Annotated in this window: 18 protein-coding genes and 1 pseudogene; 8 read left to right on the top strand and 11 right to left on the bottom strand. The window is 62.2% G+C overall.

Annotation, left to right across the window (positions count from 1 at the left end):
• The first annotated feature begins 9 nt into the window (after positions 1 to 9).
• From AC1ME3_RS09495 to AC1ME3_RS09485, 3 genes are all read left to right on the top strand, one after another.
• Positions 10 to 1,200, top strand: a complete 1,191-nt coding sequence (locus tag AC1ME3_RS09495; protein WP_480952967.1) for an SGNH/GDSL hydrolase family protein — start codon at positions 10 to 12, stop codon at positions 1,198 to 1,200.
• A 180-nt stretch (positions 1,201 to 1,380) separates the two neighbouring features.
• Entirely contained in the window at positions 1,381 to 2,376 is a 996-nt protein-coding gene (locus AC1ME3_RS09490) for a hypothetical protein (RefSeq protein ID WP_480952966.1), read from the top strand.
• Positions 2,377 to 2,703: 327 nt separating this feature from the next.
• A complete protein-coding gene (locus AC1ME3_RS09485) occupies positions 2,704 to 3,060 on the top strand; it encodes an I78 family peptidase inhibitor (protein WP_480952965.1) in 357 nt (118 codons plus the stop codon).
• A gap of 903 nt (positions 3,061 to 3,963) precedes the next feature.
• Here the strand turns inward: AC1ME3_RS09485 and AC1ME3_RS09480 are convergent.
• A complete protein-coding gene (locus AC1ME3_RS09480; RefSeq protein WP_480952964.1) occupies positions 3,964 to 4,935 on the bottom strand; it encodes an AraC family transcriptional regulator in 972 nt (323 codons plus the stop codon).
• 117 nt (positions 4,936 to 5,052) lie between these two features.
• Between AC1ME3_RS09480 and AC1ME3_RS09475 the strand changes: the two genes are divergently transcribed.
• Complete coding sequence (locus tag AC1ME3_RS09475; protein ID WP_480952963.1) at positions 5,053 to 5,391, top strand: EthD domain-containing protein; 339 nt, start codon at positions 5,053 to 5,055, stop codon at positions 5,389 to 5,391.
• Between the two features lie 319 nt (positions 5,392 to 5,710).
• Here AC1ME3_RS09475 and AC1ME3_RS09470 read toward each other — a convergent pair whose 3' ends face one another.
• The 4 genes from AC1ME3_RS09470 to AC1ME3_RS09455 are packed head-to-tail and all read right to left on the bottom strand — an operon-like array spanning position 5,711 to position 9,205.
• The gene (locus tag AC1ME3_RS09470; RefSeq protein ID WP_480952962.1) at positions 5,711 to 6,637 is read right to left on the bottom strand and encodes a polysaccharide deacetylase family protein; all 927 of its coding nucleotides are present in this window, start codon (positions 6,635 to 6,637) and stop codon (positions 5,711 to 5,713) included.
• Positions 6,634 to 7,560, bottom strand: coding sequence for a polysaccharide deacetylase family protein (locus AC1ME3_RS09465; RefSeq protein WP_480952961.1), 927 nt, complete (start codon positions 7,558 to 7,560; stop codon positions 6,634 to 6,636). The genes AC1ME3_RS09470 and AC1ME3_RS09465 overlap by 4 nt, the downstream gene beginning before the upstream one ends.
• A complete protein-coding gene (locus tag AC1ME3_RS09460; RefSeq protein ID WP_480952960.1) occupies positions 7,560 to 8,246 on the bottom strand; it encodes an isochorismatase family protein in 687 nt (228 codons plus the stop codon). Before AC1ME3_RS09460 ends, AC1ME3_RS09465 begins: the two co-directional genes overlap by 1 nt.
• Positions 8,243 to 9,205 carry a hydroxymethylglutaryl-CoA lyase gene (locus AC1ME3_RS09455; protein WP_480952959.1) on the bottom strand — a complete coding sequence of 321 codons (963 nt, stop codon included), beginning with the start codon at positions 9,203 to 9,205 and terminating at the stop codon, positions 8,243 to 8,245. The genes AC1ME3_RS09460 and AC1ME3_RS09455 overlap by 4 nt, the downstream gene beginning before the upstream one ends.
• A gap of 95 nt (positions 9,206 to 9,300) precedes the next feature.
• Between AC1ME3_RS09455 and AC1ME3_RS09450 the strand changes: the two genes are divergently transcribed.
• On the top strand, positions 9,301 to 10,470 hold the full coding sequence (locus tag AC1ME3_RS09450; RefSeq protein ID WP_480952958.1) for a CaiB/BaiF CoA transferase family protein: 1,170 nt from the start codon (positions 9,301 to 9,303) through the stop codon (positions 10,468 to 10,470).
• A gap of 2 nt (positions 10,471 to 10,472) precedes the next feature.
• On the opposite strand, the gene AC1ME3_RS09445 is transcribed toward AC1ME3_RS09450, so the two are convergent.
• Positions 10,473 to 11,258 (bottom strand): GntR family transcriptional regulator, encoded by a 786-nt coding sequence (locus tag AC1ME3_RS09445; protein ID WP_480952957.1) that lies wholly within the window; start codon positions 11,256 to 11,258, stop codon positions 10,473 to 10,475.
• A gap of 107 nt (positions 11,259 to 11,365) precedes the next feature.
• Here AC1ME3_RS09445 and AC1ME3_RS09440 point away from each other — a divergent pair, with 107 nt between their 5' ends.
• Both AC1ME3_RS09440 and leuD read left to right on the top strand, forming a co-directional pair.
• On the top strand, positions 11,366 to 12,775 hold the full coding sequence (locus AC1ME3_RS09440; RefSeq protein ID WP_480952956.1) for a 3-isopropylmalate dehydratase large subunit: 1,410 nt from the start codon (positions 11,366 to 11,368) through the stop codon (positions 12,773 to 12,775).
• Positions 12,772 to 13,389 carry a 3-isopropylmalate dehydratase small subunit gene (gene leuD / locus AC1ME3_RS09435; protein WP_480952955.1) on the top strand — a complete coding sequence of 206 codons (618 nt, stop codon included), beginning with the start codon at positions 12,772 to 12,774 and terminating at the stop codon, positions 13,387 to 13,389. The genes AC1ME3_RS09440 and leuD overlap by 4 nt, the downstream gene beginning before the upstream one ends.
• Before the next feature lie 4 nt (positions 13,390 to 13,393).
• Here leuD and AC1ME3_RS09430 read toward each other — a convergent pair whose 3' ends face one another.
• From AC1ME3_RS09430 to AC1ME3_RS09410, 5 genes and pseudogenes are all read right to left on the bottom strand, one after another.
• On the bottom strand, positions 13,394 to 14,794 hold the full coding sequence (locus AC1ME3_RS09430; protein ID WP_480952954.1) for an FAD-dependent oxidoreductase: 1,401 nt from the start codon (positions 14,792 to 14,794) through the stop codon (positions 13,394 to 13,396).
• 2 nt (positions 14,795 to 14,796) lie between these two features.
• Positions 14,797 to 16,218, bottom strand: a complete 1,422-nt coding sequence (locus AC1ME3_RS09425; protein WP_480952953.1) for an MmgE/PrpD family protein — start codon at positions 16,216 to 16,218, stop codon at positions 14,797 to 14,799.
• Positions 16,219 to 16,236: 18 nt separating this feature from the next.
• On the bottom strand, positions 16,237 to 17,583 hold the full coding sequence (locus tag AC1ME3_RS09420) for an MFS transporter (protein ID WP_480952952.1): 1,347 nt from the start codon (positions 17,581 to 17,583) through the stop codon (positions 16,237 to 16,239).
• Positions 17,584 to 17,866: 283 nt separating this feature from the next.
• Entirely contained in the window at positions 17,867 to 19,306 is a 1,440-nt protein-coding gene (locus AC1ME3_RS09415) for a carbohydrate porin (RefSeq protein ID WP_480952951.1), read from the bottom strand.
• Between the two features lie 628 nt (positions 19,307 to 19,934).
• Positions 19,935 to 20,649: pseudogene (locus tag AC1ME3_RS09410) on the bottom strand (site-specific integrase); the annotation flags it as partial.
• Positions 20,650 to 20,812: 163 nt separating this feature from the next.
• Between AC1ME3_RS09410 and AC1ME3_RS09405 the strand changes: the two are divergent.
• Positions 20,813 to 21,912, top strand: a protein-coding gene (locus AC1ME3_RS09405; RefSeq protein ID WP_480955804.1) for an IS3 family transposase whose coding sequence is annotated in 2 segments (ribosomal slippage) — positions 20,813 to 21,065 and positions 21,065 to 21,912 — 1,101 coding nt in all. Because the reading frame shifts where the segments join, the coding sequence is not laid out codon by codon here.
• Positions 21,913 to 22,310 lie beyond the last annotated feature (398 nt).

The following is a 22,310-nucleotide window of genomic DNA, read 5'->3' as shown; positions in this document are numbered from 1 at the left end:
ACGCTTGCGATGACCGATGCCAATGTGAATGCCGTCTGGACCAGGACGCCTATCACTGCCGCGATGCTGCGCGGTTGGGTCGAACTCGAGGAAACGCCGAACGGCATATTGCCGCATCGGCTGCCAGCCTGGGCGCGGGAGCAATGGCCCGATCCTCAGTTGGCGATGGCAGAGGCACAACCAACAGGAGTGCGGGTGTGTTTTCGCACCGCCGCCCGCGAGATCACGCTGGAGGCTTTACCAACGAAGCGCGTTTACATCGGCATGCCACCGCGCCCCGATGGCATTTACGATCTAGTGATCGATGGCGTCCTCGCGCGACAGGGTTGTATCGTGGATGGCAACGTCATGCGCATCGATCCGGCGCAATGGGCGGCGGACGGCAGCCCTTCGGCTGCCATCACGCTAGGCAGTCCCGGGCGATTAAGGTTTGCCGAACTGTCGCAAGGCATCAAGGATGTGGAGATCTGGCTACCCCATGATGAAACCACACACTTGGTAATGCTGCACACCAATGCCCCGCTGGAACCGGCGTCACGGCCGGACCAACGCGTCTGGCTGCATCATGGAAGCTCGATCAGCCACGGTTCGAACGCGACCCACCCGAGCGGAACATGGCCGGCGATCGCTGCAACGCAGGCTGGGGTCGATCTCCTGAACCTGGGCCTGAGCGGCAGCGCACTGCTCGATCAATTCGTTGCCCGCACGATCAGGGAGCAGCCAGCCGATTGCATCAGCCTCAAGCTTGGACTCAATATCGTGAATCTCGACCTGATGCGGCGGCGCGGGTTGGGGCCGGCAATACACGGCTTTCTCGACACGATCCGCGAAGGCCACCAGACCACGCCGCTGCTGGTCGTGTCCCCGATCCTTTGCCCGATCCACGAAGACACCCCCGGCCCATGTTTCCCCGATTTCATTGACGGCCAGCTCAAGTTCCGAGCGATCGGCGATCCTGAAGGTACCGCTGCAGGCAAGCTGACGCTTAAAATTATCCGGGACGTCCTCCGCACGATCGTGACACAGAGGCGAAGAAGTGATCCCAATATCCATTATTTGGATGGACGGGATCTGTACGGCGAGGCGGACCACAAACGGCTTCCCCTTCCCGACAGGCTCCATCCCGACAGCACGACGCATCGATTGATTGGCAATCGATTCCACGACCTAGTATTCGGCGAACAAGGCCCATTTGGCTGATGCCGCGCTCGCCAACCTCCACGTATTACTCGCCGACCCCCAAGTCATCGACAGGCACGCTGAAGATCTCGAAAGATGCATCGCGCATCCGGCACGCTGCCCAACTTAATGGGATGCTGACCAATGCGATATCGACTGAACCTGACGCATTTCAATGATTAGATAGATTGGAAACTGATAATGATATCCCTCATTTTCTTGTCATCAGCGTTAATTGTTGGCCATCCACCGCAGTCGTCGGCCTTCGTCAATCAAGCAAAAGTCGCCTGTAGGACTTCTGTCGGTCAAAATCCTGGTGTCGATGGTATACGTATCGCCAACGTCGCCGCGCAGGATCGCGACCTTCCGTTCCTGCGGATCACGGACGAACGTAGTGGAGGGTGGATGAAGCTCTACTATGATCTGACCTCCCAACGCGCTGCAATAGCGCGTGCGGCATGCCTAGGTGCGCAACTCAGGCTACTGCAAGCCGAGATAGGCGGTGTCTGGCCCAACAACCAGTGGTCAAGTGTCGTCATGACGACCAACGCGAGTTACACCACGCCAGCCGGGGAAACGATAACACGCTGGCACGTCCGCACATTGCCCGATGGAACGCTGGATGAAATGGCACAGAAGATAATTGTGATAACGATGCCGCACGAGCAGGTTCATCGCTTTCAATCGCGAGCTGGGTCCGTCACTCCGCGCTGGTTCCACGAGGGCCATGCCGAATGGATCGGGCTCAAGATCAGTACGGTCATCGCGCCCGCTGATGCGCGACAACGGGAGGTGGAGCAAGCCGCCGCTTTACGCAGTTCGACGTCGCCAGTTGCCCTACTCCAATGGGGCGGGATCCGCGTAAAGCGGGCCGCGATCATGCGGCAGGTTACGGATATCGAGCGAGGCAAAATGGAAGCCGATCCCAAGTACAACCCGCCACGGTCCGGTCAAGCACTCGTTTTCGGCCCGAACGACCTCATCAACGACGACGGAAACGAGCCAGCGCGGTATCAAGCTGCCTGGCAAGTATTTCGCGATCTCGAGACAGCTTACGGCAAGATCAAGATCAACCAATGGGTCGAGGAGATCACGTTTCGCGCCGGAAGGCCAGATATGTCGGCCATCGTTGCAACAGCGAAAGCCGATTTGGGGGATGACTTGGTGAAGCGCCTGCGTAGCGCGGATTCACGATGACTCGTTGGCGTGGTGTCATAGCTGCACCGAACAGGGACTTGGTCGATGGTTAGCGCTGGCGAGGGACGGTGGACGCTGAACGACCAAAACCAGACGACCAACCCTTGTCTAAGGCTACAGAATAGCGCCCGGAGCGATGACGGCTGCGCCTTGTCCCATGCGAGCGAGGTCGCGTCGTGGCGACAGCGATCCGGAATATCGCCGCCTATCTGTGGGAGGACCCTCGGCCCATGCCGCTTGTTCGAAGACAAACATCCAGGCTGACGCCGCAGTTCGTCAGCCGTTCAGGTCCGCTTGGGTAGATGGACGCATAAAGGAAGGCATGGAATGACCACGACGAATACCGGGCGGACGAACGCCGCAACGGACCTCAGCGACAACGAGAATCATTTGCGCCGGATCGCCGTGCGATGGGTAATAATTGCGCTGGCAGGATCACTATCGGGGGCGTGCGCCGTTCACAAATCAGAAAAGTTGAGCGAAATCGAGAGCTGTCGATCAGGGCCCGCCAAAGCCATGGTAGGTAAATCGGGCCTCAGTGATACGGAAATTCTACACCGGGCGGGTGCTACGATGCTGCGTCGCATTGCCCCGGGCGATCCCGTCACAAGGGATTACCGACGCGAGCGCGTGACGGTGACATTGGACCATACCGGCATGATTGTCGCCGCATCGTGCGGGTGACCGCGTCCGACAGTTTTCTAAACAGAAACGTGACCAGACGCCCCATTATTCTTCTCGGCGGTTCATCGTCACGCCGGTCGGTGTGGCATGGGCCGCCACGCAGACCGCCGGCACTTGATGTGTCCTGGTCTCTCTGTTTGCGATTACGTCGTGTTTTACGCGTGCCGCATATCTGCCGCGTCCTTGCCGACCTTTACGCCAAGATCGAGCCGGTACTAAACTTGCCGCGACCATCCGCCCATGTCGATCTGCGCGTCGCGTGCGCGTGAATGCCATGCTCGACTGGCGATCACATTGGCGAGTTCTACGCGTGCGTTGATCGAGAGGAGGTCACAGACATGCTGGGTGTGCCCCTCTACTGGCGAATGGCGGTGCTCGGCCGCCGCCCCTCGCGCGCCAATGTGGAGCAGCTTGCGCGGATGGTCAACGACGCCACCCACGCTGCCCGCCGTGACTGACCAAGCGCACGGCCTCCATCGCCTGGCTGTACCGGCGCGCTGGCCGAGATATCGTAGCCAAGTATCAAGCGAGGCGTTGGGCACCGCCCGCATGGTCGGCCGGTCGGCCGCGATCTGTTCTACGGCCCAGATCTCAAATGGTTTAACCGCAAAGATAGTCGACTGATTTCGCTGTTGATACCGGCGGCCATCCAGGTGATCATGTTGCCCGCTGCCACCGCGCCATTGATTGATGCCGTGCGAATATCACGCTGCCAGTCGGTCCGTCGCGTGATGTCGAAATGCGTTTCTCACACGCGCTCACGCGGAGACGGGACTAGCAGCCGTCGTCGTGCGACGACCGGCGCATACTGGTCGATCGCGGTTGGGTGAAAGTCAGATGTCATTAGCGCCTCTTTTTTCGCTCTCTGCAAAACCGCGAGGCTCCGATGGATACCTTCACGCGTCACGTCGAGATATGTCGCTCCAGCGCGGTTGAGGACCAGGGATGAGCCGCACCGCGTGAGGGCAGCGTTCGGGCGTATTGCCGGGGCGAACGGCCCGTCGAGCGCCGAAATGCAGTACTGAATGCCGCTTCGGAATCGTATCCCAGCGCATGTGCGATTGTCGATACCGACTCCGCTCCCCCGGACAGTCTACTACCCGCCAACAACATGCGCCAATTCGTTAGATACTCGATCGGTGAGGTGCCGACAGTGGCTTTGAAGGTCCGCGCAAACGTCGACCGGGACATGCCCGCCTTTTGCGCCAACATCGGCAATGTCCACCGTATTCCCGGTTCCGCGTGCATGGCGGCGATTGCCGTTGCCAATTGCGGATCGGCAAGCGCAAAAAGCCAACCGACATGCCGGCCCGCATTACCGGCAAGATAAAGGCGCAGCGTCTGCACCAAAAGCATGTGCGCCAGGTGTTGGGCAACGAGGATGCCGCCTGGACGCCCCTCTATCAGCTCGCGGCGCATGCGATCGAGCGCCCAGCGCAACTCTTCCCGGTCCTCGCCGTCGCTCAGGTGAACTACAGCCGGCATGGCGCCAAGTAACAGGTCGCCATGGTTGCCCGCGAAGGCGAAGTGACCACCGAGGATCAGCGTCTCGCCGCCGCCGTGCAGCGTGGCGATACCGCCATGCCATTCGATCGCATGCAGGTCCGTAAATGGCACCGGCGGAAGCGAGAGGTCGCTGGACAGTGCAAACGGTCGGCCGTTCGGCAACAATACGCAATCGCCAGCGTCGAGCGCCACCGGATCGGCCACGCCATCGACGACTATTCGACAATGCCCGGAGAGCACCGCATAGCATTTGATACCGGTATGGGCATCAAAACCGATGGACCAGCGCCCCTGTAGGTCGAAGCCACCCGCGACGTAGGTGTGAGGCCGCAGGAGCGACAGTACGTCGGAAAGCGGATCGATTTGCATCTGGGACTATCGCAAAGGAATTCGGCACGTTGGCGTGTAGCGGGTCGAAGGACCGCCGCCTACCTTGACAGGGGACGGCGTCATGAAGACACCGCCCCGTACAGATGGAAAACCACCATGATCAAGATGATTATTACCATCAAACGCCGCCAAGGTATGAGTCACGAAGAATTCAAACACTATCAACGGAACATTCATCGCCCGCTACTTATGTCGATCCCAGAAGCCAGGAAGTATATTCGACGCTTCGTCGTATCGTACCCGATCGCAGCACCCGACTATTCGGGACCGGATTACGATTGCGTCGTCGAGGCATGGTTCGATAGCATGGCTGATATGAACGCCTTATACTTCTCCGACAACTTTCTGTCCAAGGTCGACCCTGATCACGAAAACTTCATGGACCTCTCCAACTATGGCAGGATCGTCGCGGATGAGGATCTTGTTATCCAATAGACCATTAACAACACTATAACAAACGCCTCAAGAATTACGAAAACAACGCGAACCAACGTCCGGAAGGGACAAACCGCTAACGAAGCTGCAGCCGCCGTTCGAATGAAATGACCCGGAAAGGAGCGGTATCCGCCATGTGGCAGCCGATGCCACCCAGGACCTGCGCTATGGCTACGATCGTCTTAGGGACTTTGGTCGTAGCGCTTCTGACCATCAGCAACGAACTTTTCCCGCCGGTCCGCTTCCCGAGCTTGTCGAGCAACGAACCTGCAATATTTTATTATCGGCGGTGCACTCCGTCTGGTCGTTCAGACAGTTTTCAATCAACTTGCAAGGAAACCTGTTGCTTGATTTCACACGCTGATTGAAACGATACACCCGGTCGGCCGTGTAACGTACGAAGCAACTGCTCCAAGGCGCTAATCCGATAGGGGAGCCCCATGATGTACGGGGTGAGATGGATCGGCAGCATGCGTCCGCCAAAGCGCGCCGCCTCACCCTCCAGCCAAGTACAGGCGTCCTCCAGTTGAGTCCGAAAACTTTCCGCTGACTGCTGCTGGACTGTCACGATTTGTCGATCCGACAGCTCGTGGTTCAACGGGATGTTGAGGATCGTGCCGGACGGCGTCGTGATCCGGTAGGGAAGGTCGTCATTCACCCAATCCAGCATATATTGGAGCCCCGCCTCAGCAAGGAGGCGCGGGGTATTCCAACTTTGCGACCGTGCGATCGAGAGCCAGCCGCGTGGGCGCGTTCCCGCGACTTTCTCCAGGCCATCGAGCGAGCGAGCAATGAGCGTGCGCTCTGCATCCTCACCCAGACCGGACGCGATCGTGCCGTTCATGTCGGTCGAATGCGCAGCGATCTCGTGCCCAGCGGCAACGATGTCGCGGATGATCGACGGATAGCGCTCGGCAATCGCGGCATTGGCAGCGACGGTGACCTTTGCACCGACCGCCGCAAAGGCGTCGAGCAGCCTGTAGAAGCCCACCCGCGTGCCATATTCCCGCGCGGTGTAGTGGCGATAGTCGGGATAGGCGGTCTGCATGTGCCCGGGCGCGAGGAACGGCGTCGCGGACGGCTGGATCGGAAACCATTCGAGCGAGACGACGATCGGCACGGCGACCATCGTATCGCCGTCCCAGGCGATCGGTTGGCGTTCGAACAGGTTGGACCAAGGGTACAGATCATGATCCATGCCGCGACGACGGCGCTCGTAGACGAGGTAGTTCGGGTCGAGACTCATTGGCCGTTCTCCGCGAAGCGGGCAGCATCGACGGCAACCGCATCATACCCGTGGGCCAAGAAATGGTCAGCGATTTCGCCGCTGCGGGTGATCCATGCCCGCCCGTCCGCGGCGATGTGGCGTAGAACCTCCTCGAAGGGGCCGATCCGATGCGGCTGACCGATCAGATAAGAATGGAGCGGAATGCACATCACGGTGCCGGACGCCTCGCCCTCTGCCGCCAGCCGGTCATATTGCCGGATCAATGCGTCGGCGTACTCGCGCGGGCTCATATTGTAGATGAAGAAGCCATAATGGTCGTTCACTTCAAGGCTGTACGGCATCGAGATGAGCTTGCCGGACTTCACATGCACCGGCCCTGGCTGGTCGTCGTGGTACAGGTCGCAGGTGTAGGTGAGCCCGTATTCGGCGATCAGGTCCAGCGTGCGGGGCGTGTGCGTCAGTGCAGGCGCAAGCCAGCCGCGGATCGTCTGCCCGGTCGCCTCGCGGACAGTGCGGATCGAGTCCTCGATGATCGCGCGTTCCTGCGCCTCGTCCATCCCGTAAGAGTATCGCGTGTTGTAGATGCCGTGACTGAAGAACTCCCAGCCACGCGCATTCGCATCCGCGACGATCTCCGGAATATGCTGGCATAGCGCGACCGACAACGAGACCGAGCCCGGGAAGCCGTGCTTGCTCATCACCTCCGCCATCCGCCAGTGGCCGACGCGATTGGCATAGTCGCGGTGCGCATAGCCGACCACGTCGGGATGCGGCTTGGTCCAACTCTTGCGGTGCGGGTTGGCGGGCGGATCGATCTCGTAATATTCGAGATTGGGCGACACCCATACCGCGATCGACTTGCCGTCCGGCCAGCGGATCGGCGCGCGATCGCGGTAGGGGCGGAAATCGTACAGGCCTGGATCGGCTTCCCCTTCGCGCATCAGCGTGCCTCCAGCCAGTCGACCACGGTCTGGACTGGCTCGACATCAGCGTATTTGAGCTGAAGGTCGGTCAGATTGGCGAAGTGATAGCTTTCGTGCTTATCCGCACATGTCTCGAGCGGGACAATCGTTCGGTAGCCCCGGCTGAGCGAATCGACGGCAGTGGCGCGGACGCAGCCCGAGGTCGATCCGCCGGTGATCACCACTGTATCGACCTTGTGCCAGATCAGCAGGCTTTGCAGCGGCGTCTCGAAGAAGGCCGATGGCATGCGCTTGTCATAGACCAAGTCTACCGCCGCATCGATGTCGCAGCGATCGTCGAACGCATGGCGACGCGACCCGTATGTGATGTTCTGCAGGCTGTCCGGCGTGTCGCTGCGCGTGCCCCAGACCCCTGCGTCCGCCGCGGTGCCGTGGTAGGCAACGCGAGTCCAGATCACCGGCATGCCACGGTCGCGCGCGAGCCGACTGATTGCGTTCACATACTCAATCTGGCGCGGGTCCGTCTCATAGGCGGTTTTGAACTCGTCGAGCCGGGTATAGGCGTTCTGGATATCGACATTGACGATCGCAAGCCGCTCGCCAAACCCGAACTTGGCGCGGGCGGGGTTCGACATCACGTCCTCGAAGATCTGCCGGGCGGTGCGGTTGTCTGCAACCATGCGAGTGCCGAGGATGTCGTTCATAATCCCGTCTCCAATCCATTCTGCAGCCGCGCTGGCGCCGGCTCGAACCCGAGCGGCAGCCCCGCGTCAGGTACGAAGCCGTACAGCGGCTCGTCCGGCAACGCCTCCGCCAGTATTTCTCTGGTCGCCAGGAGCTTGGGGATATCGATCCCCGTATCCAGGCCCATTGCCTCAAGCATGAACGCCAGATCCTCCGTAACGATGTTCCCGCTTGCGCCGGGCGCGAACGGACAGCCGCCCAGCCCTCCCAGCGAGGAGTCGAACGTCGTCAGCCCAGCATCGAGCCCTGCCAGTACGTTTGCGAGCCCAAGCCCGCGCGTGTTGTGAAGGTGGATACCGGTCACCGCAGCGGGGCCAACGACATCGCGCACCATGCGCACCATCCGCCGAACGCCTGCGGGATCCGCATAGCCGGTGGTGTCGGCGAGCCCGATCTCGTCGCACCCAGCCTGCATCAGCGCTTCGGCCAGCCGCATGACCTGCTCATCCGGGATCGCGCCTTCGAGCGTGCAGCCGAAAACCGTCGACAAACTCCCCTCGAAATGCGGGCGCTGCTCAACCGGCAACGCTGCGATCAGCCCAGCGATGGCGTGGGCCTCGCTCAACACCTGCTCGTGCGTTCGACGAAGATTGGCGAGGCTGTGCGTCTCCGAAACGGACAGTGGCAAGGTAATCTTGTGTGCCCCTGCCGCGATGGCTGCAGCGGCGCCCTTTGCATTGGGCACCAGCACTGCAACCGTGAGGCCCGGGATCGTCCGTGCAAAGGCGACGATCTCCGCGGTATCCGCAAGCTGGGGGAGCAGCTTTGCCGGGACGAAACTACCGACTTCGATCTCGGTTACGCCTGCTGCGGCTTCGGCCGCGATCCAGGCCTTCTTCACTGCTGTCGGCAGCACCTGCGCGAGATTTTGCAGGCCATCTCGAGGGCCTACCTCACTGATCAATATCTGCGATGCCATTCGACTCACCTTGGCTTTTATGTCTTATACCTATAACAATTGAGATAACCTGTCGAGCATGGGTAAGGTTGCACGGATTTGGAATGGGAGATGACATGATCGACGAGGCGTTGCCGCTGAGCGGTATCCGGGTGATCGAGTTCACTCATATGGTGATGGGGCCGTCGGTCGGACTGATCTTGGCCGATCTTGGCGCCGACGTGATCAAGGTCGAGCCCAAGGGTGGCGATCAGACGCGGCACTTGCTGGGTTCGGGCGCCGGATATTTCCCGATGTTCAACCGCAACAAGCGGAGCATCTGCCTCGATCTTAAAAGCGAGGTCGGCAAAGCGGCCGCCATCGCGTTGGTCGAAGGCGCGGACATATTGATCGAGAATTTCCGTCCGGGCACGCTGGTCCGGCTTGGGCTCGGACCTGACGATTTCGCGGAACGCCATCCCCGACTGATCTACTGTTCGGCCAAGGGGTTCCTAACAGGCCCGTATGAGAACCGGACCGCGCTTGACGAGGTCACGCAGATGATGGGCGGGCTTGCCTATATGACCGGTCCGCCTGGCCGCCCGCTGCGCGCAGGTGCATCGGTGGTCGATATCACCGGCGGTATGTTCGGCGTCATCGGAATACTCGCCGCGCTCGAACGTCGACATCGCACCGGGCGCGGCGGCGACGTGAAGTGCGCGCTGTTCGAGACAACTGCCTTTCTAGTCGGACAGCACATGGCGCAGGAAGCGGTCACCGGGAAGGCACCGCGACCGATGCCCGACCGGATTTCCGCTTGGGCGATCTACGACGTCTTCGAAACGCGCCTGCCCGACGAGCAGGTGTTCGTCGGCGTCGTCAGCGACGGGCAATGGGTTGCCTTTTGCGAAGCGTTCGGACTGGACTCGTTCCTCGCGGATGCGACGCTGGCCACGAACAATCAGCGCGTCGAGGCCCGCGAAAAGATTCTACCGACCGTCCGCGACTGTTTGCGTGCGATGAGCCGCGTGGAGGCCGTTGCGCTACTCGAGCGGCTTGGTTTGCCGTTTGCGCCGATCGCCACGCCGTCCGACCTGTTCGACGATCAGCATCTCGGCGCAGGCGGCGGGCTTGTCGACCTCACGCTCGAAGATGGAACGCAGACCCGCCTGCCGGGGCTTCCAATCGAAATGGACGGCAGCCGCATGCCACGGCGGCTCGGTCTGCCTACACCCGGCGAGCACGGTGCGGAACTATTGCGCGAGGTAGGGCTAAGCGAGGCTATGATCGCAGCCGCTCTGGCTTGATATCAGCCCACGGCAGGGCGTGTGCCACTTTGGAGATCGAGGCTGATCCGGTAGCGATCGGCCCGATAGTCCGCGATGGTAAACAGCACCGGCCTGCCCCCGTCGTCGAGAATGACGCGCTCGATCCGCAGCATCGCGTCGCGTGGCTCGATCCCGAGCAGCGCCGCTGTGTCGGCGCCGGCATGCTGCGCGGAAACAGTCTGCCTGCCCCCCGCAATCACGACGCCCGCATCGGCCAGATGCTTTAGGATCGGGTTGGCGGTGAGCGACCGCTTGGTAAGCTTGACGCCAAGATCGGCGGGCATCCAGCTCGTCACCAGGCCGAGCGGCTCGTGATCGGTATGGCGGATGCGTCGCGCGCGATACACGATCGTCTCCGCTTGCCGTTCCAAGATGTCGGCAATGTCAGCGGGTGCCGGTTCCTTGGCGAGGTCGACGACCTTGACCGGCGTGTTCCGACCGAACGCCATGAGGGACTCGATCGCCTGGTCGACATTCGCCTCGATCGGCACGGTGGATGCCTGATAGACCACGCGCGTACCGGTCCGGCGGCGGCGTTCGACGAGTTTGTGAAGCGCCAACTCGTGCAACGCGCGCCGCGCCGTGATCCGCGAGACGCCGTGCTGCGCGCCAAGCTCATGCTCGGTCGGCACGGACGCCCCGAACGCCAGCCGACCACGCAGGATATCATCGCGCAAGGACAGGAATATTTGATGATACAGCGGGACGGCATCCGCGCGCTGAACCGGTACAACTGCCACGCCCGAACCGTCCTTGCCTCTTGCCATGGCGCGACCTTAGCGCAGCCCCGAAAAGCGGCACAGCTTTAAAAGACAGCGTGTTGAATTGTACTAATGCTATAGCAAATACACATCCCTTCTGGTATAGGAACCCGATGGCAAAGACCCTGTTCGACAAGATTTGGGAGGCGCACCGGATCGCCGACCTGGGCGATGGCGCGGCGTTGATCGCGATCGATCGCGTGCTTCTGCACGAGCGGACCGGCGGCGTCGCGTTGCAAAGCTTGGAGAGCGCGGGATACAGCGTGCTGGCTCCTGAACGCGCTTTCGCGACAATGGACCATGTCGTCGACACGCGACCTGGTCGCACCGACGAGACCCTCATGCCCACCGGCAAGAACTTCATTGTAGCGACCCGCGAGGCGGCACGGAAGGCGGGCATCACGATGTTCGACATCGGCGATCCGCGGCAGGGCATCGTCCACATCATCTCGCCCGAACAGGGGATCATCCAGCCGGGCAGCACGCTGGTCTGCCCGGACAGCCACACCTGCTCGCAGGGCGCGCTCGGGGGGCTGGCGTGGGGGATCGGATCAAGCGAGGCGGAGCATGCGCTCGCCACGGGAACACTGCGGATTCAGAAGCCGGGGACGATGCGGATTACCGTGTCGGGACAACTGTCGCGGGGCGTCACCGCAAAGGACCTGGCGCTCTACATTCTCGAACAGATCGGCGCCGCGGGGTCGCGCGGTCTGGTGGTCGAATATGCGGGGACGGCGATTGCCGCGCTCGATATCGATCAGCGGCTAACCTTGTGCAACATGGCGACCGAGCTCGGCGCCTTTACCGCGATCATCGCGCCCGACGACACGACCTTCGCCTATCTGGAAGGGCGGCCCTTCAGCCCACAAGGCGAATTGTGGACGCAGGCGGTGGAGGCCGGCCGAGCTCTTTCGAGCGATGCCGATGCCTGTTTCGATCGCGAGTGGTCGATGGATGCGTCCGACGTCGCGCCGATGATCACGTGGGGAACCAGCCCGCAACAGGCGATGCGGCTTGGCGCACCGGTTCCCAGGACCGGCGCCTCGACCCGCGACACACCCGAGGCGGTTGTGCGGGCGCTCGACTATATGGGGTTGAAGCCCGAGCAGAAGATCGTCGGATTGAAGATCGACGCGGCGTTCATCGGATCCTGCACCAATAGCCGTGTGTCGGACCTTCGGCGCGTGGCCGAGATCCTGCGCGGAAAACACGTGGCCCCGCATGTCCGCGCAATCTGCGTGCCGGGCTCCAGTCAGGTCCGCCTCGCCGCGGAAGCCGAAGGCCTTGACCGGGTTTTCCTCGATGCCGGCTTTGAATGGCGCGAGGCGGGATGCTCGATGTGCTTCTATGCAGGGGGCGAAAGCTTCGGACCACAGGAGCGCGTGATCAGTTCGACCAACCGCAATTTCGAGAGCCGTCAGGGTCCCGGAACGCGGACCCACCTCGCCTCGCCCGAGACCGTCGCAGCCTCTGCTATCGCCGGACGGATCGTCAGCCCAGCGCACAGTGAACCAACCGCATGACGCCCTTCACCACCTGCACCGCCGTCGCTGCCCCGTTGCTGCGCGACAATGTCGATACCGACGCGATCATCCCCTCGCGCGAGATAAAGAGCGTAGGCAAAACCGGGCTCGAGGATGGGCTGTTCGCAGGGTGGCGCTATACCCAAATCGGCGGGCGCGAGCCGGACCCCGGCTTCATCCTCAATCGGCCCGCTTATAGCGAGGCGCAATTCCTCCTGTCGGGGACCAATTTCGGCTGCGGTTCGAGCCGCGAGCATGCAGCCTGGGCGCTCGCGGAATATGGGTTCCGCGCGGTCGTCGCTCCCTCCTTCAATCCGATCTTCCAAGGCAATTGCGTGCGCAACGGGATCGTGCCGGTGGTGCAGCCGGCGGAGGTCGTCGCTCAACTTGCCGACGAGGCGCCGGCCCCGATGACGATCGATCTCGTCGCCTGCAAAATCCGTGCAGCGTCGGGCGCTGCCTGGAGCTTCGAGATCGGGGAGGAAGCTCGCCACATGCTGCTCAAGGGGCTGGATGCGATCGCGCTCACGCTGCTGCGGCGGGCGGAGATCGACACCTTCCTTGCGGGCGACCGCAGGCGTCGCCCCTGGATCTACCCCGGAGCGACCGCCTGATCGCTCAAGCCCGGCCGATCGCTTCGGCCGCGGCGAGGCCTGCGAGTTTCCCAAAGGTAGTTGCGGTGAGCAATCCGTTGCCCGCCATATAGCCGTCCGCACCCGCACCCGAGACGCCGCGCGCCGCACCGCCGCCCGCGTACAGGTTCGGCAAGGGCGTCCCGTCCGCGCGCAGCACGCGCGCGTCCTGGTCCACGACCAACCCACCTTGCGTGTGGAACAGTGCGCCGGTGACTTTCGCAGCACGATACGGCGGGGCAAGCACGGGCTTGCCGGTAAAGTCGCGTCCGAACGGGTCTCCAACCTCGGCGGCGACCATCTGCGCCACCTGCGCGGCAGTCTTTTTCAGCGCGTCGCGGGGAAGCCCTGCCGTGTCTGCAAGCGCGTCGAGATCCGCCGCTTCGATCACTGCGCCAGCGGACAGCGCATCGCGATAGTCATCGAACTGGAGCATCAACGCATGCAGCCGCGCGTCGAAGATCGACCATGCGACCCCGCCAGGCTGCGCGTTGACCTTTGCTGCCTGTTCCGAATAGCCTGACGCCTCGTTCGAGAAACGGTTACCGCCCAGGTTTACCTGGAAGCCGCCTTCCATGATGAGCGGCCAGAGGATAGGCACGCCATGCCCGACCGCAAGCCCGCCATGCCCCTGATAGCCATGCATGTCACCGATCGCAGCACCCAGCGTTTCGCCCCAAGCGATCGCATCGCCCTTGTTGCCGAAATGCCCGTAGAACACCGCGCCCGCCATTTCCGGGATAAACCGCTCGACCATGTCGCTATTGCCGCCGAAACCCGAGCAGGCGAGGATCAGCGCGTCGCAGCCGATATCCTCCGCCGTGCCATCGGGCCGTCGGATACGGATCCCGGTGACCCGGTCTCCATCCGCATGAAGCGCTTCGACGGTCGCGTCGGTCAGCAGCGTCACGCCTGCACGTTCGGCGGCCGCCTCGAGTGCGCCCATTAGTTCGCTGCCGGAGCGACGCGGTGTGCCGTACATCCGCCGGGCGCTGTGCCCAGGGTACAGAAAGCCGTCGACCAGATCGAGCGGTACGCCGTGGACATCGCGCATCCACGCGATCGTGTCGGCGGACTGCTCGGCAAGGCGCAGTGCGATCGCCGCGTCGGTACCGCCTTTGGTCTTGCGCATCAAATCCGCTGCGAACAGCGCCGGGTCGTCATCGATCCCCGCCTCGCGCTGTTCGGGCGTGCCCGCGGCGGGGATGAGACCGGTCGACATCGCAGTGGACCCCAACGGCGTTGAATCGCGCTCGAGCACGAGGACCTCGACCCCGTTGTCGCGCAGTGCGAGCGCGGCGGTCAGCCCGGTCGCGCCCGCGCCGATGACGATAGTTGGAAACGCCAGTTCGAAGGCGACCCCGGTTCCGTTCAGAATCTCCGGCATGCTCATTCGCCTTCCTGTGTCAGCGGTGGGGTCGCGAGCAGGTCGAGCAACGCGCGGCAGCTTGCCGTTGTGTCGAGGCGGGCAACCGCCGCCTCGATCGCGTTCGCGACAACCTCACCCCAGATCGGATGCGCGAGCCGTCGAAATTTCGCATGGATCTCGTCGACCGAGTACGGCGCTTCGGTATCACCGCGATTGACACGGGTTTCCCCGCGCAGCACGCGGCCATCCTTGAGGTGGATTGCAAGACGGGCCGGGCGCTCCGCGGGTAGCGCTGCGGTCATCGCCGCATCCTCGCGCACGGTCACCCGCGCGGCCAGATCGAGAATATCGCGATCGTCGAGCGCGCTCTGGCGAAACGCCGCTGGCGTGGCTTCGCCGTGCACGATCGTCGTCGCGAGCGCGAACGGGATGGAGAATTTGCCCGCGAGCATCGTCTTGGGCTCGGGCGCATCGAGCTGCGCAGCCCAGACATAGGTATCCACCTCGATCTGGGCGATCGCATCCGGCGGGATCGCGCCGCCGGCTTCGTCCACCAGGGCGTGCAGCACGTCGAGCGAAGCATGGGTATAGCGGCAGGCGGCATGCATCTTGAAATAGTTGCGGGCGATCTCCCAGCGCGTACCAAGATCCGCCAGCATGTCGTCGGGCGAGAAATCGTCGGCGACGATCCCGCCGAAAACGGTCGCAACCGCATCGGCCTCGCCGGTGATACCGGCGCAGGCCATGTCCCAGGCGAGCAGGCCAAGCTGGTTGGACAACCCGGCGAAACTGTTCCGCACGGTCGCGCCTTCCAGCATCGTCCGCCGGCTGGTGGCGATGCCGAGCCCTGCCGAAAGGTTGATCGCGTTGGCCATGCCGACTGCGTCCGCCCCGGCAAGGCTCGCCGCCGCGACCGCAGCACCGACCGTCCCCCAAGTGCCATGCGGGTGCATCGTCACGCGGAGCTTCGACGCGATGCCGATGCGCGAGCCGATCTCATAGCCGAGCACCAGCGCGGTCAACAGTTGCGCCCCCGCCGCGTCGCCACCGATCGCTAGCAGCGCCGGGACGACATGGATCGCGGGATGCCCGCGTGCGAACTGATTGCCCTCGTCGAGCTCGAGCGTCGTCCCCGCAAGCCCGCCCAAAAAGGCCGCCTCTCCCGGCGACGTGCAAGTGCCGCTGCCGATGAGCGGAACGTCGCCAGGGCCGGCACGCCGACGGACGAGTGTGGCGACGTCGGGTTCCTGCATCCCCGCCGCGATCACGCCGATGCTGTCGAGCAGCACCAGCTTCGCGCGCTCGATCACCACCTCCGGCAGCACCGCGCCGCGCTGGGCGGCGGCGAAGGCGGCCCAGCGCTCAAGCCAGTCGGAGCGCGGTTGCGCCAGGAGAACGCTTGCGGGGACGACGCTTGCGATACGATTGGGGATGTCCGTCATGGCAAAGTCCTTTTCGGTTCAGCGATCGGATACGGAGAGGCGGCCGAGCCGGGCTGCTGCTGCGGCAAGCAGGCCGGAGAGCACCAACGGCACCGCGAAACAGGCGAACGTCACCCATAGCGGCTGCTTCGCCGCCAGCAGCGCGCCCCCCGCGATCGGGCCGATGATCGCGCCACCGCGGCCGATCCCGACCGCCCAGCCGATCCCCGCGCCGCGAATTTTTGCCGGATAGAGTTGCGCCGACAGCGAGTAGAAGCCGGTAAACCCGCCCTGCAACGTCAGTCCGAGCGCGAAGGCGGTGACCAGGATCAGCGTCAGCGGCAGGCTCTGCGCGAAGATCATCATCAACACCGCGCAGATCGCGAAGAAGATCGCGATCAACCGGCCGATTGAGTTGCGCATCGCCAGCCAACCGATCAGCAAACCACCAACCGCGCCTCCCATGTTGAAAATGCTGCCCGCCCATAGTGCCTTGGACTGGCTAAGCCCGCTTTCGACCGCGAGCTTAGGAATCCAACTGGTTACGAAATACAGGACGGCAAAGCTCAGGAAGGTTGCCATCCACAATGTGACGGTCGAACGCCAAAGGTCGGGCGCGAGCAGATCACGTGGCCGTGGCAAAGTGCCCTTTTCGGCTAGCGGCGGAAGCACAGCCAGTTCCGGCCACCCCATCCGGCGCCGCAGGTCATTGCTTTTCGCAAGCGCGCCGGTGGGCTGCCGCGTCTCCAGGAACGTCACCGACTCCGGTAACAATGCCCAGACGACCGGCAGCAGCACCGCACTGATGACCCCTGCCCCGATCAGCGTTGCCTGCCAACCGAAGGCCGGAATTGTGTAGAGCGCGACAAGCCCGGTTCCAACCGCGCCGATCGGATACCCCGCCTGAAATATGCCCATGGCAAGCGAGCGACGCCCCGCAGGCCCATATTCGCTGACGAGTGCCGCGACGCTGGCCAGCAACGTGCCGATGCCGATGCCGGTCAGCGCACGTAGGATCGAAAAGGTGACGAGATTGGGCGCGAAGCCGCAGCCAATTGCCCCGATCGTCATGACCGTCAACGCCAGCAACACAATCGGCCGGCGACCCCAGGTGTCCGCGAACGGCGCGACCGCGACGCAGCCGATCATCATGCCGAACAGTCCGGCGCTGAACACGACGCCCAGCGTCGCAAGGCCGATGTTCCAGTCCGCCGCCATCGACGGCGCGACATAGGACATGATGAGCAGGTCCATCCCGTCCAGCGCATTGATCGCCGCGCAAATTACGACCACCAGGATCTGGAGCTTGGTCCAGCGTTGCGACCGTAACCGTTCGCTGAGCGCGATACTCTCGTCGGCGTTGCTGACGGGGACTGCGCCGCTCACTGCGCGACGGTCCTGGCGTCGGGTGACGACCGGCGCCTTGCAAAAGCGATCGACATCGGCTCTCTCCTTGCGTGTCCAATGCCTTTTGCATCTGGACTTGGGGGTCAGTGTGCGTGCCACACAGCGCCAAACCTCCCGGCCGACCCTGGCAGTCGTTGGCGGAACCGGGCGCTACTTCCGCTGGAAAGTGGTGTGCCGCCCGGCCGGACAAGGCGACATCGTATGATGCGACGGCGCCATGTCAATTAGTAATGTACTATCTATATAACAATTGCCGCCCTGATCACAGCAGGAGGTAGATCGTGCCGGACAGGTTAAGCGCGTCCTTGAAACGGCCGATGAATGACGGGTTCTTGATATAGGCGACGCCCGGTGTCAGGTAGAGACCGTGCGTGGCGTGGAAGGTGTAGCTGCCTGTTACCGAAAACTGATGATCGTTGGCGTAGATTTCCTGCGCCGCGTTCGCAGCCTGAGCATCGTCGGAGTATTTGGTATAGCCGACCCGTAGCGCGACAGAGTCGAGCGGGCGCGACGCGAACGGTCCGAGGTGATAAACGCGCCCTTCGTAGAACTGGGTCATGCTGTTGACGTTGCTAGGCGCCCAGAACACGCTCGCACCGGCGTAGACGCCATGCGACGGCTGCGCCCGGTCCGGCTGGGTTAGCTGAAAATCCGCTGCGCCGTAGACAGTCTTGTTAGCCGCCGTACCCTGCCCGTCGAATCGCTTATAGTTCGAGTCGTTGTACAACGCACCGGCGCGTACCCAAATCTGTTTGCCATCTTTCGATGCGGGTCGCTTGACGCCGACTTCACCGATATACAGCGGTCCTGCGTCCTTCATTTTGAAGGCAACATTCGGCCCGTTGTGATCGAGTTCATATGGCGTCCCGGCGGGAGCAGTGCTCCGCTGAACGCCCAGTTTCAGATATCCACCTCGTTTGGCGTGGAACGTCAGGTTCACGGCTGGCGTGGCGGCGGGATCGGCGCTCAGGCCGGCCTGGATCGGGATCAGGCCGGTGAGGCCCGAAGCCAGAACGGGGCTTCCACCGACGAAAAAGCCGACCCACTCATAGTAGTTCGGCATGATACCGACCTTCAGCTCGATCTTATTTTGAGCAAAACTCTGATAGAAGGCGATGTTTCTAAAACCGACCGTATTCTGGCCATTAGGCCGGAACGTGGTGATCTGTGAATTATAGCCCAAGATGAGCTTCGAATTGGCGAGCCCGAACTTGTCGAGGCCGATCGTGGTGACGATATTGGTCGCCTGATACTGCAGCGTTGGACGCTGGCCGTTATACCGTTGCGGCGCATAAGGCTGCCCCGTGTCCAGCGGGTTGTACAGACCGACCATGCTTAGACGCGCTTGAATCCCGATGTCATGGTCGGCGAGCATGCTGCGAATACCACCCGCATCGCGCAGCAACGAGTCAGCGGAGCCAGGGACACTGGTGGTTAGGCCCGGTTCGGCAAGTGCGTCAAAGCGCCGGTACTTGGCAGCGTCGTCTTCAACGTCGGATGCTACTGCCAACGGCGCCTCGGAAGGCTCGACGGTTGCTCCCGCTGCATTGCCGGCAATCGGAACCGCCGGTTCACGCTGCCCCTCGGGTTCACCGACGGGCGCTTGCTGCGCTAAGGCGGGAGCGGGTAAGACGATGACGCCTATCAAGCCGGTGGAAAGCGAAGCGGCGCGACAAAGTGCGCGCGAAAGTACGCGTGACATAATCCTGCTCCTGTTTGAGCCGCCTTTCTGGTGGCACAATTATTGTTCTACGAAAGACAGGTAGCTACTCACGCGCTTGGTTCGAACGACAGAATTGGCGTACGACGCAACTCAAGCGATGCGTTCCCTACCGATTCATATCTAATTGCATGCAGCACCTGTAGTTAGTCGCCACCCAGTTTAATTACTATTCCTTGAGCGGCAGGGGCGGTCTTGGTCGTGACCTCTTTCTAAATTGGGCGACTCCATTCGACGTCAATCTATAAGCAGCGATGCCATGTCAAGCCTAATGTACTAGTTATATAACAAATAACGAAGTGCGTCGAGGGTAACGATCGGCAAGTTTGCTCGTCCAATCGCGGAGAGTGTGGCGCGGCTGATATGCCGAGGATCGGATCATTCGGGTGCTGCACGAGCACGAGGTTGGCGCGAAGACCGCGGCGTTGTGCTCGGGACGCGCCAGTTGGATGGCACGAGTCATGCCTGGGCCGACGTTCTCGATGCCGATCGCCCAAAGGCGATCAACGCGCGGAACTAGTTATGGAGTTAGTGTCGTTCATCGGCGGCCACGACGCGGGGTATCTGGATCACTGTCGTCGATATGCGATCAAGGCGTCTCCGAAAGGAGTCAGCTTCGAATCTTGGAAAGAACGCGAGCGGCGACGTTGCTCCGCGCCGCAAGTTCCGCCCGTAGCGCAGCGCCGTCGATGGTGAAGACCATCGCAGTGCCTGTGCAATGCCGACGCCGTCCTCGCCGGCCGCGAACAAGTCCTGCGTAAGCCCGACGCGCAGGCGAGTGACCCGACAGCGCCCGCGCGGCGCCCTCGACCTTGGCAATTGGCATGTCAACCAGCCCCTGATCGAAGGCACTCAATGCCACGCGCCGGTAGATCCCGTTAACGCCCTGACGACTAAGCGAGGCCATCTCGACGGTGTAACCGTCCGGGCCGGTTCCGCCTTCTTGCCCTTGAACTTCTCTTGCCAGTGCCGCGTGTGCCGTGGGATCGCCTCGCACGCCATCGGCGGGATCGCGGCGCGCAAACGGCGACGATCGACTCCGACGCGGCGGAAGACCGGCCCCTCGGTGATGGCACTCGCTACCCGCCAGGCGCCGACCGGCGCATCGTGTCGGCTGACAGCCAGCCCCAGGCCCCCTGCCCTTCCTGATCGGTCTTGGACGATGGAATAAACAGGAGAGCCGAGCCATCGCTATGCGGACCGATGTGCGCGATGGTGACCGCTACGAGCTCGCTAACGCGCAGTCCCGCATCATAGCCGAGTGACAGCCGCGCGGCATCACGCAGCCCCTGCAGATCGCCGCTACAGGCGCCGAGCAGCGCCGTCCACGGTGAAGTAGCAGAAATCCTGTCGACGCTCGAAGTGTTACGATCTATCTAGACGGCAAGGATGGCCCGGAGGCGGAGGTGGTTGACGTCCCCCCTGTTTTTAGTCCATTTTGAGCGAGAGTTTTTCGGCCTTGAGAAGCCTTCGGGCAAGGAGCTGGAAATGAAGAAATCTAGGTACACAGACGAGCAGATTGCCTTCGCGTTGAAGCAGGCAGAAACCGGTACGCCGGTGGCCGAAGTCATCAGGCGGATGGGGATTTCGGAGCAGACGTTCTACCGTTGGAAGAAGGTGTACGGCGGTCTCGGCGTCGGCGAGCTGAGGCGCCTGAAGCAGCTTGAGGACGAGAACCGGCAGCTGAAACAGTTGGTTGCGGACCTCAGTCTGGACAAGCACATCCTGCAGGACGTCCTTTCAAAAAAGCTCTGACGCCTGGACGACGACGCGAGCTCGTCGCGTACGTCCAGGCGTCCCATGCCGTGAGTGAGCGGCGCAGCTGCTCGGCGCTGGGCGTCGAGCGGTCGTCGGTGCGCTACATCTCGCACAAGCCGGACCAGACACCGCTGGTGATGCGCATCCGTGATCTGGCGGCAACGCGGACGCGCTATGGCTATTTCCGGATCTACATCCTGCTGCGCCGGGAAGGATGGGTCGTGAACCATAAACGCGTCTATCGGCTATATCGGAATGATGGACTGAGCCTTCGGCTCAAGAAGCCAAGGCGCAACGTCAGCGCTGCCAACCGCGAGCGGCAACCTGCGGCACTGGCCGCGAACGAGATGTGGTCGATGGATTTTGTCTCCGATGCCCTGTTCGACGGCCGGCGATTACGGGCGCTGACGGTCGTCGACGCCTTTACCCGCGAAGCGCTGGCGATCGACGTCGACCAGGGGATCAAGGGCGAGCAGGTGGTCGAGGCGATGACACGGATCTCATCGATCCGCGGCGCGCCCAAGACCATTCGCGTGGACAATGGGCCAGAGTTCATCTCGAAGGCGCTCGACCGCTGGGCGTACGAGAACGGCGTCACGCTGGACTTCAGCCGACCGGGCAAACCAACCGACAATGCGTTCGTAGAGTCGTTCAACGGTCGCCTTCGTGACGAGTGCCTGAACGCACATTGGTTCCTGTCCATCGCGGACGCTCGAACCAAGATCGAGGCCTGGCGACGGGACTATAACGAGAGCCGCCCTCACACATCGCTTGGCTGGATGACGCCGGTCGAATATGCTGCTGCCGCGGCCATCAAAGCGGCCGAATGAACGCCGGAAACTCACTTTCAGATTGGATGAGAAACCGGGGGACCCTCATCCGAGGTCGGACTCTAGCTTCAACTGGAGGAAAAAACGGGGGTCACGTCAGAAGGTAGGCGGACCTCGCGCGTGGTAATCATCACCGTCCAAGGCCGGCATCGGTAAGATGCTCGCCTGTGATCATTGAACAAAGGGCCGTTTATGGCAACCAAGCCTCCTAAAGCAGCCATTCCGCCTGCCACTTGATTAGGCGATACAGCGCCCCCTGCCCGCCAGGTGAACGAACGGCAGTTTACCGTATTCGCTACCCAAAAGCGGACGGGCCGCTTTCCACCAAACAGCATACGTTCAGGCCCCAACCTAACCATACGAACGACGTCTGCGTACATAGCCCCGTGCCTTAATCG

Source organism: Sphingomonas sp. BL2 (assembly GCF_056680015.1).
This window is presented reverse-complemented; position numbering and strand designations above follow the sequence as displayed.

Bases quoted from the DNA above. Each gene is read 5' to 3' on its own strand.
- AC1ME3_RS09440 (WP_480952956.1), top strand. From the start codon at position 11,366: ATGGCAAAGACCCTGTTCGACAAGATTTGGGAGGCGCACCGGATCGCC.
- AC1ME3_RS09445 (WP_480952957.1), bottom strand. From the start codon at position 11,258: ATGGCAAGAGGCAAGGACGGTTCGGGCGTGGCAGTTGTACCGGTTCAG.
- AC1ME3_RS09415 (WP_480952951.1), bottom strand. From the start codon at position 19,306: ATGTCACGCGTACTTTCGCGCGCACTTTGTCGCGCCGCTTCGCTTTCC.
- AC1ME3_RS09495 (WP_480952967.1), top strand. From the start codon at position 10: ATGACCGATGCCAATGTGAATGCCGTCTGGACCAGGACGCCTATCACT.
- AC1ME3_RS09425 (WP_480952953.1), bottom strand. From the start codon at position 16,218: ATGACGGACATCCCCAATCGTATCGCAAGCGTCGTCCCCGCAAGCGTT.
- AC1ME3_RS09490 (WP_480952966.1), top strand. From the start codon at position 1,381: ATGATATCCCTCATTTTCTTGTCATCAGCGTTAATTGTTGGCCATCCA.
- AC1ME3_RS09475 (WP_480952963.1), top strand. From the start codon at position 5,053: ATGATCAAGATGATTATTACCATCAAACGCCGCCAAGGTATGAGTCAC.
- AC1ME3_RS09430 (WP_480952954.1), bottom strand. From the start codon at position 14,794: ATGCCGGAGATTCTGAACGGAACCGGGGTCGCCTTCGAACTGGCGTTT.
- AC1ME3_RS09455 (WP_480952959.1), bottom strand. From the start codon at position 9,205: ATGGCATCGCAGATATTGATCAGTGAGGTAGGCCCTCGAGATGGCCTG.
- AC1ME3_RS09460 (WP_480952960.1), bottom strand. From the start codon at position 8,246: ATGAACGACATCCTCGGCACTCGCATGGTTGCAGACAACCGCACCGCC.
- AC1ME3_RS09465 (WP_480952961.1), bottom strand. From the start codon at position 7,560: ATGCGCGAAGGGGAAGCCGATCCAGGCCTGTACGATTTCCGCCCCTAC.
- AC1ME3_RS09485 (WP_480952965.1), top strand. From the start codon at position 2,704: ATGACCACGACGAATACCGGGCGGACGAACGCCGCAACGGACCTCAGC.
- AC1ME3_RS09470 (WP_480952962.1), bottom strand. From the start codon at position 6,637: ATGAGTCTCGACCCGAACTACCTCGTCTACGAGCGCCGTCGTCGCGGC.
- leuD (WP_480952955.1), top strand. From the start codon at position 12,772: ATGACGCCCTTCACCACCTGCACCGCCGTCGCTGCCCCGTTGCTGCGC.
- AC1ME3_RS09450 (WP_480952958.1), top strand. From the start codon at position 9,301: ATGATCGACGAGGCGTTGCCGCTGAGCGGTATCCGGGTGATCGAGTTC.
- AC1ME3_RS09480 (WP_480952964.1), bottom strand. From the start codon at position 4,935: ATGCAAATCGATCCGCTTTCCGACGTACTGTCGCTCCTGCGGCCTCAC.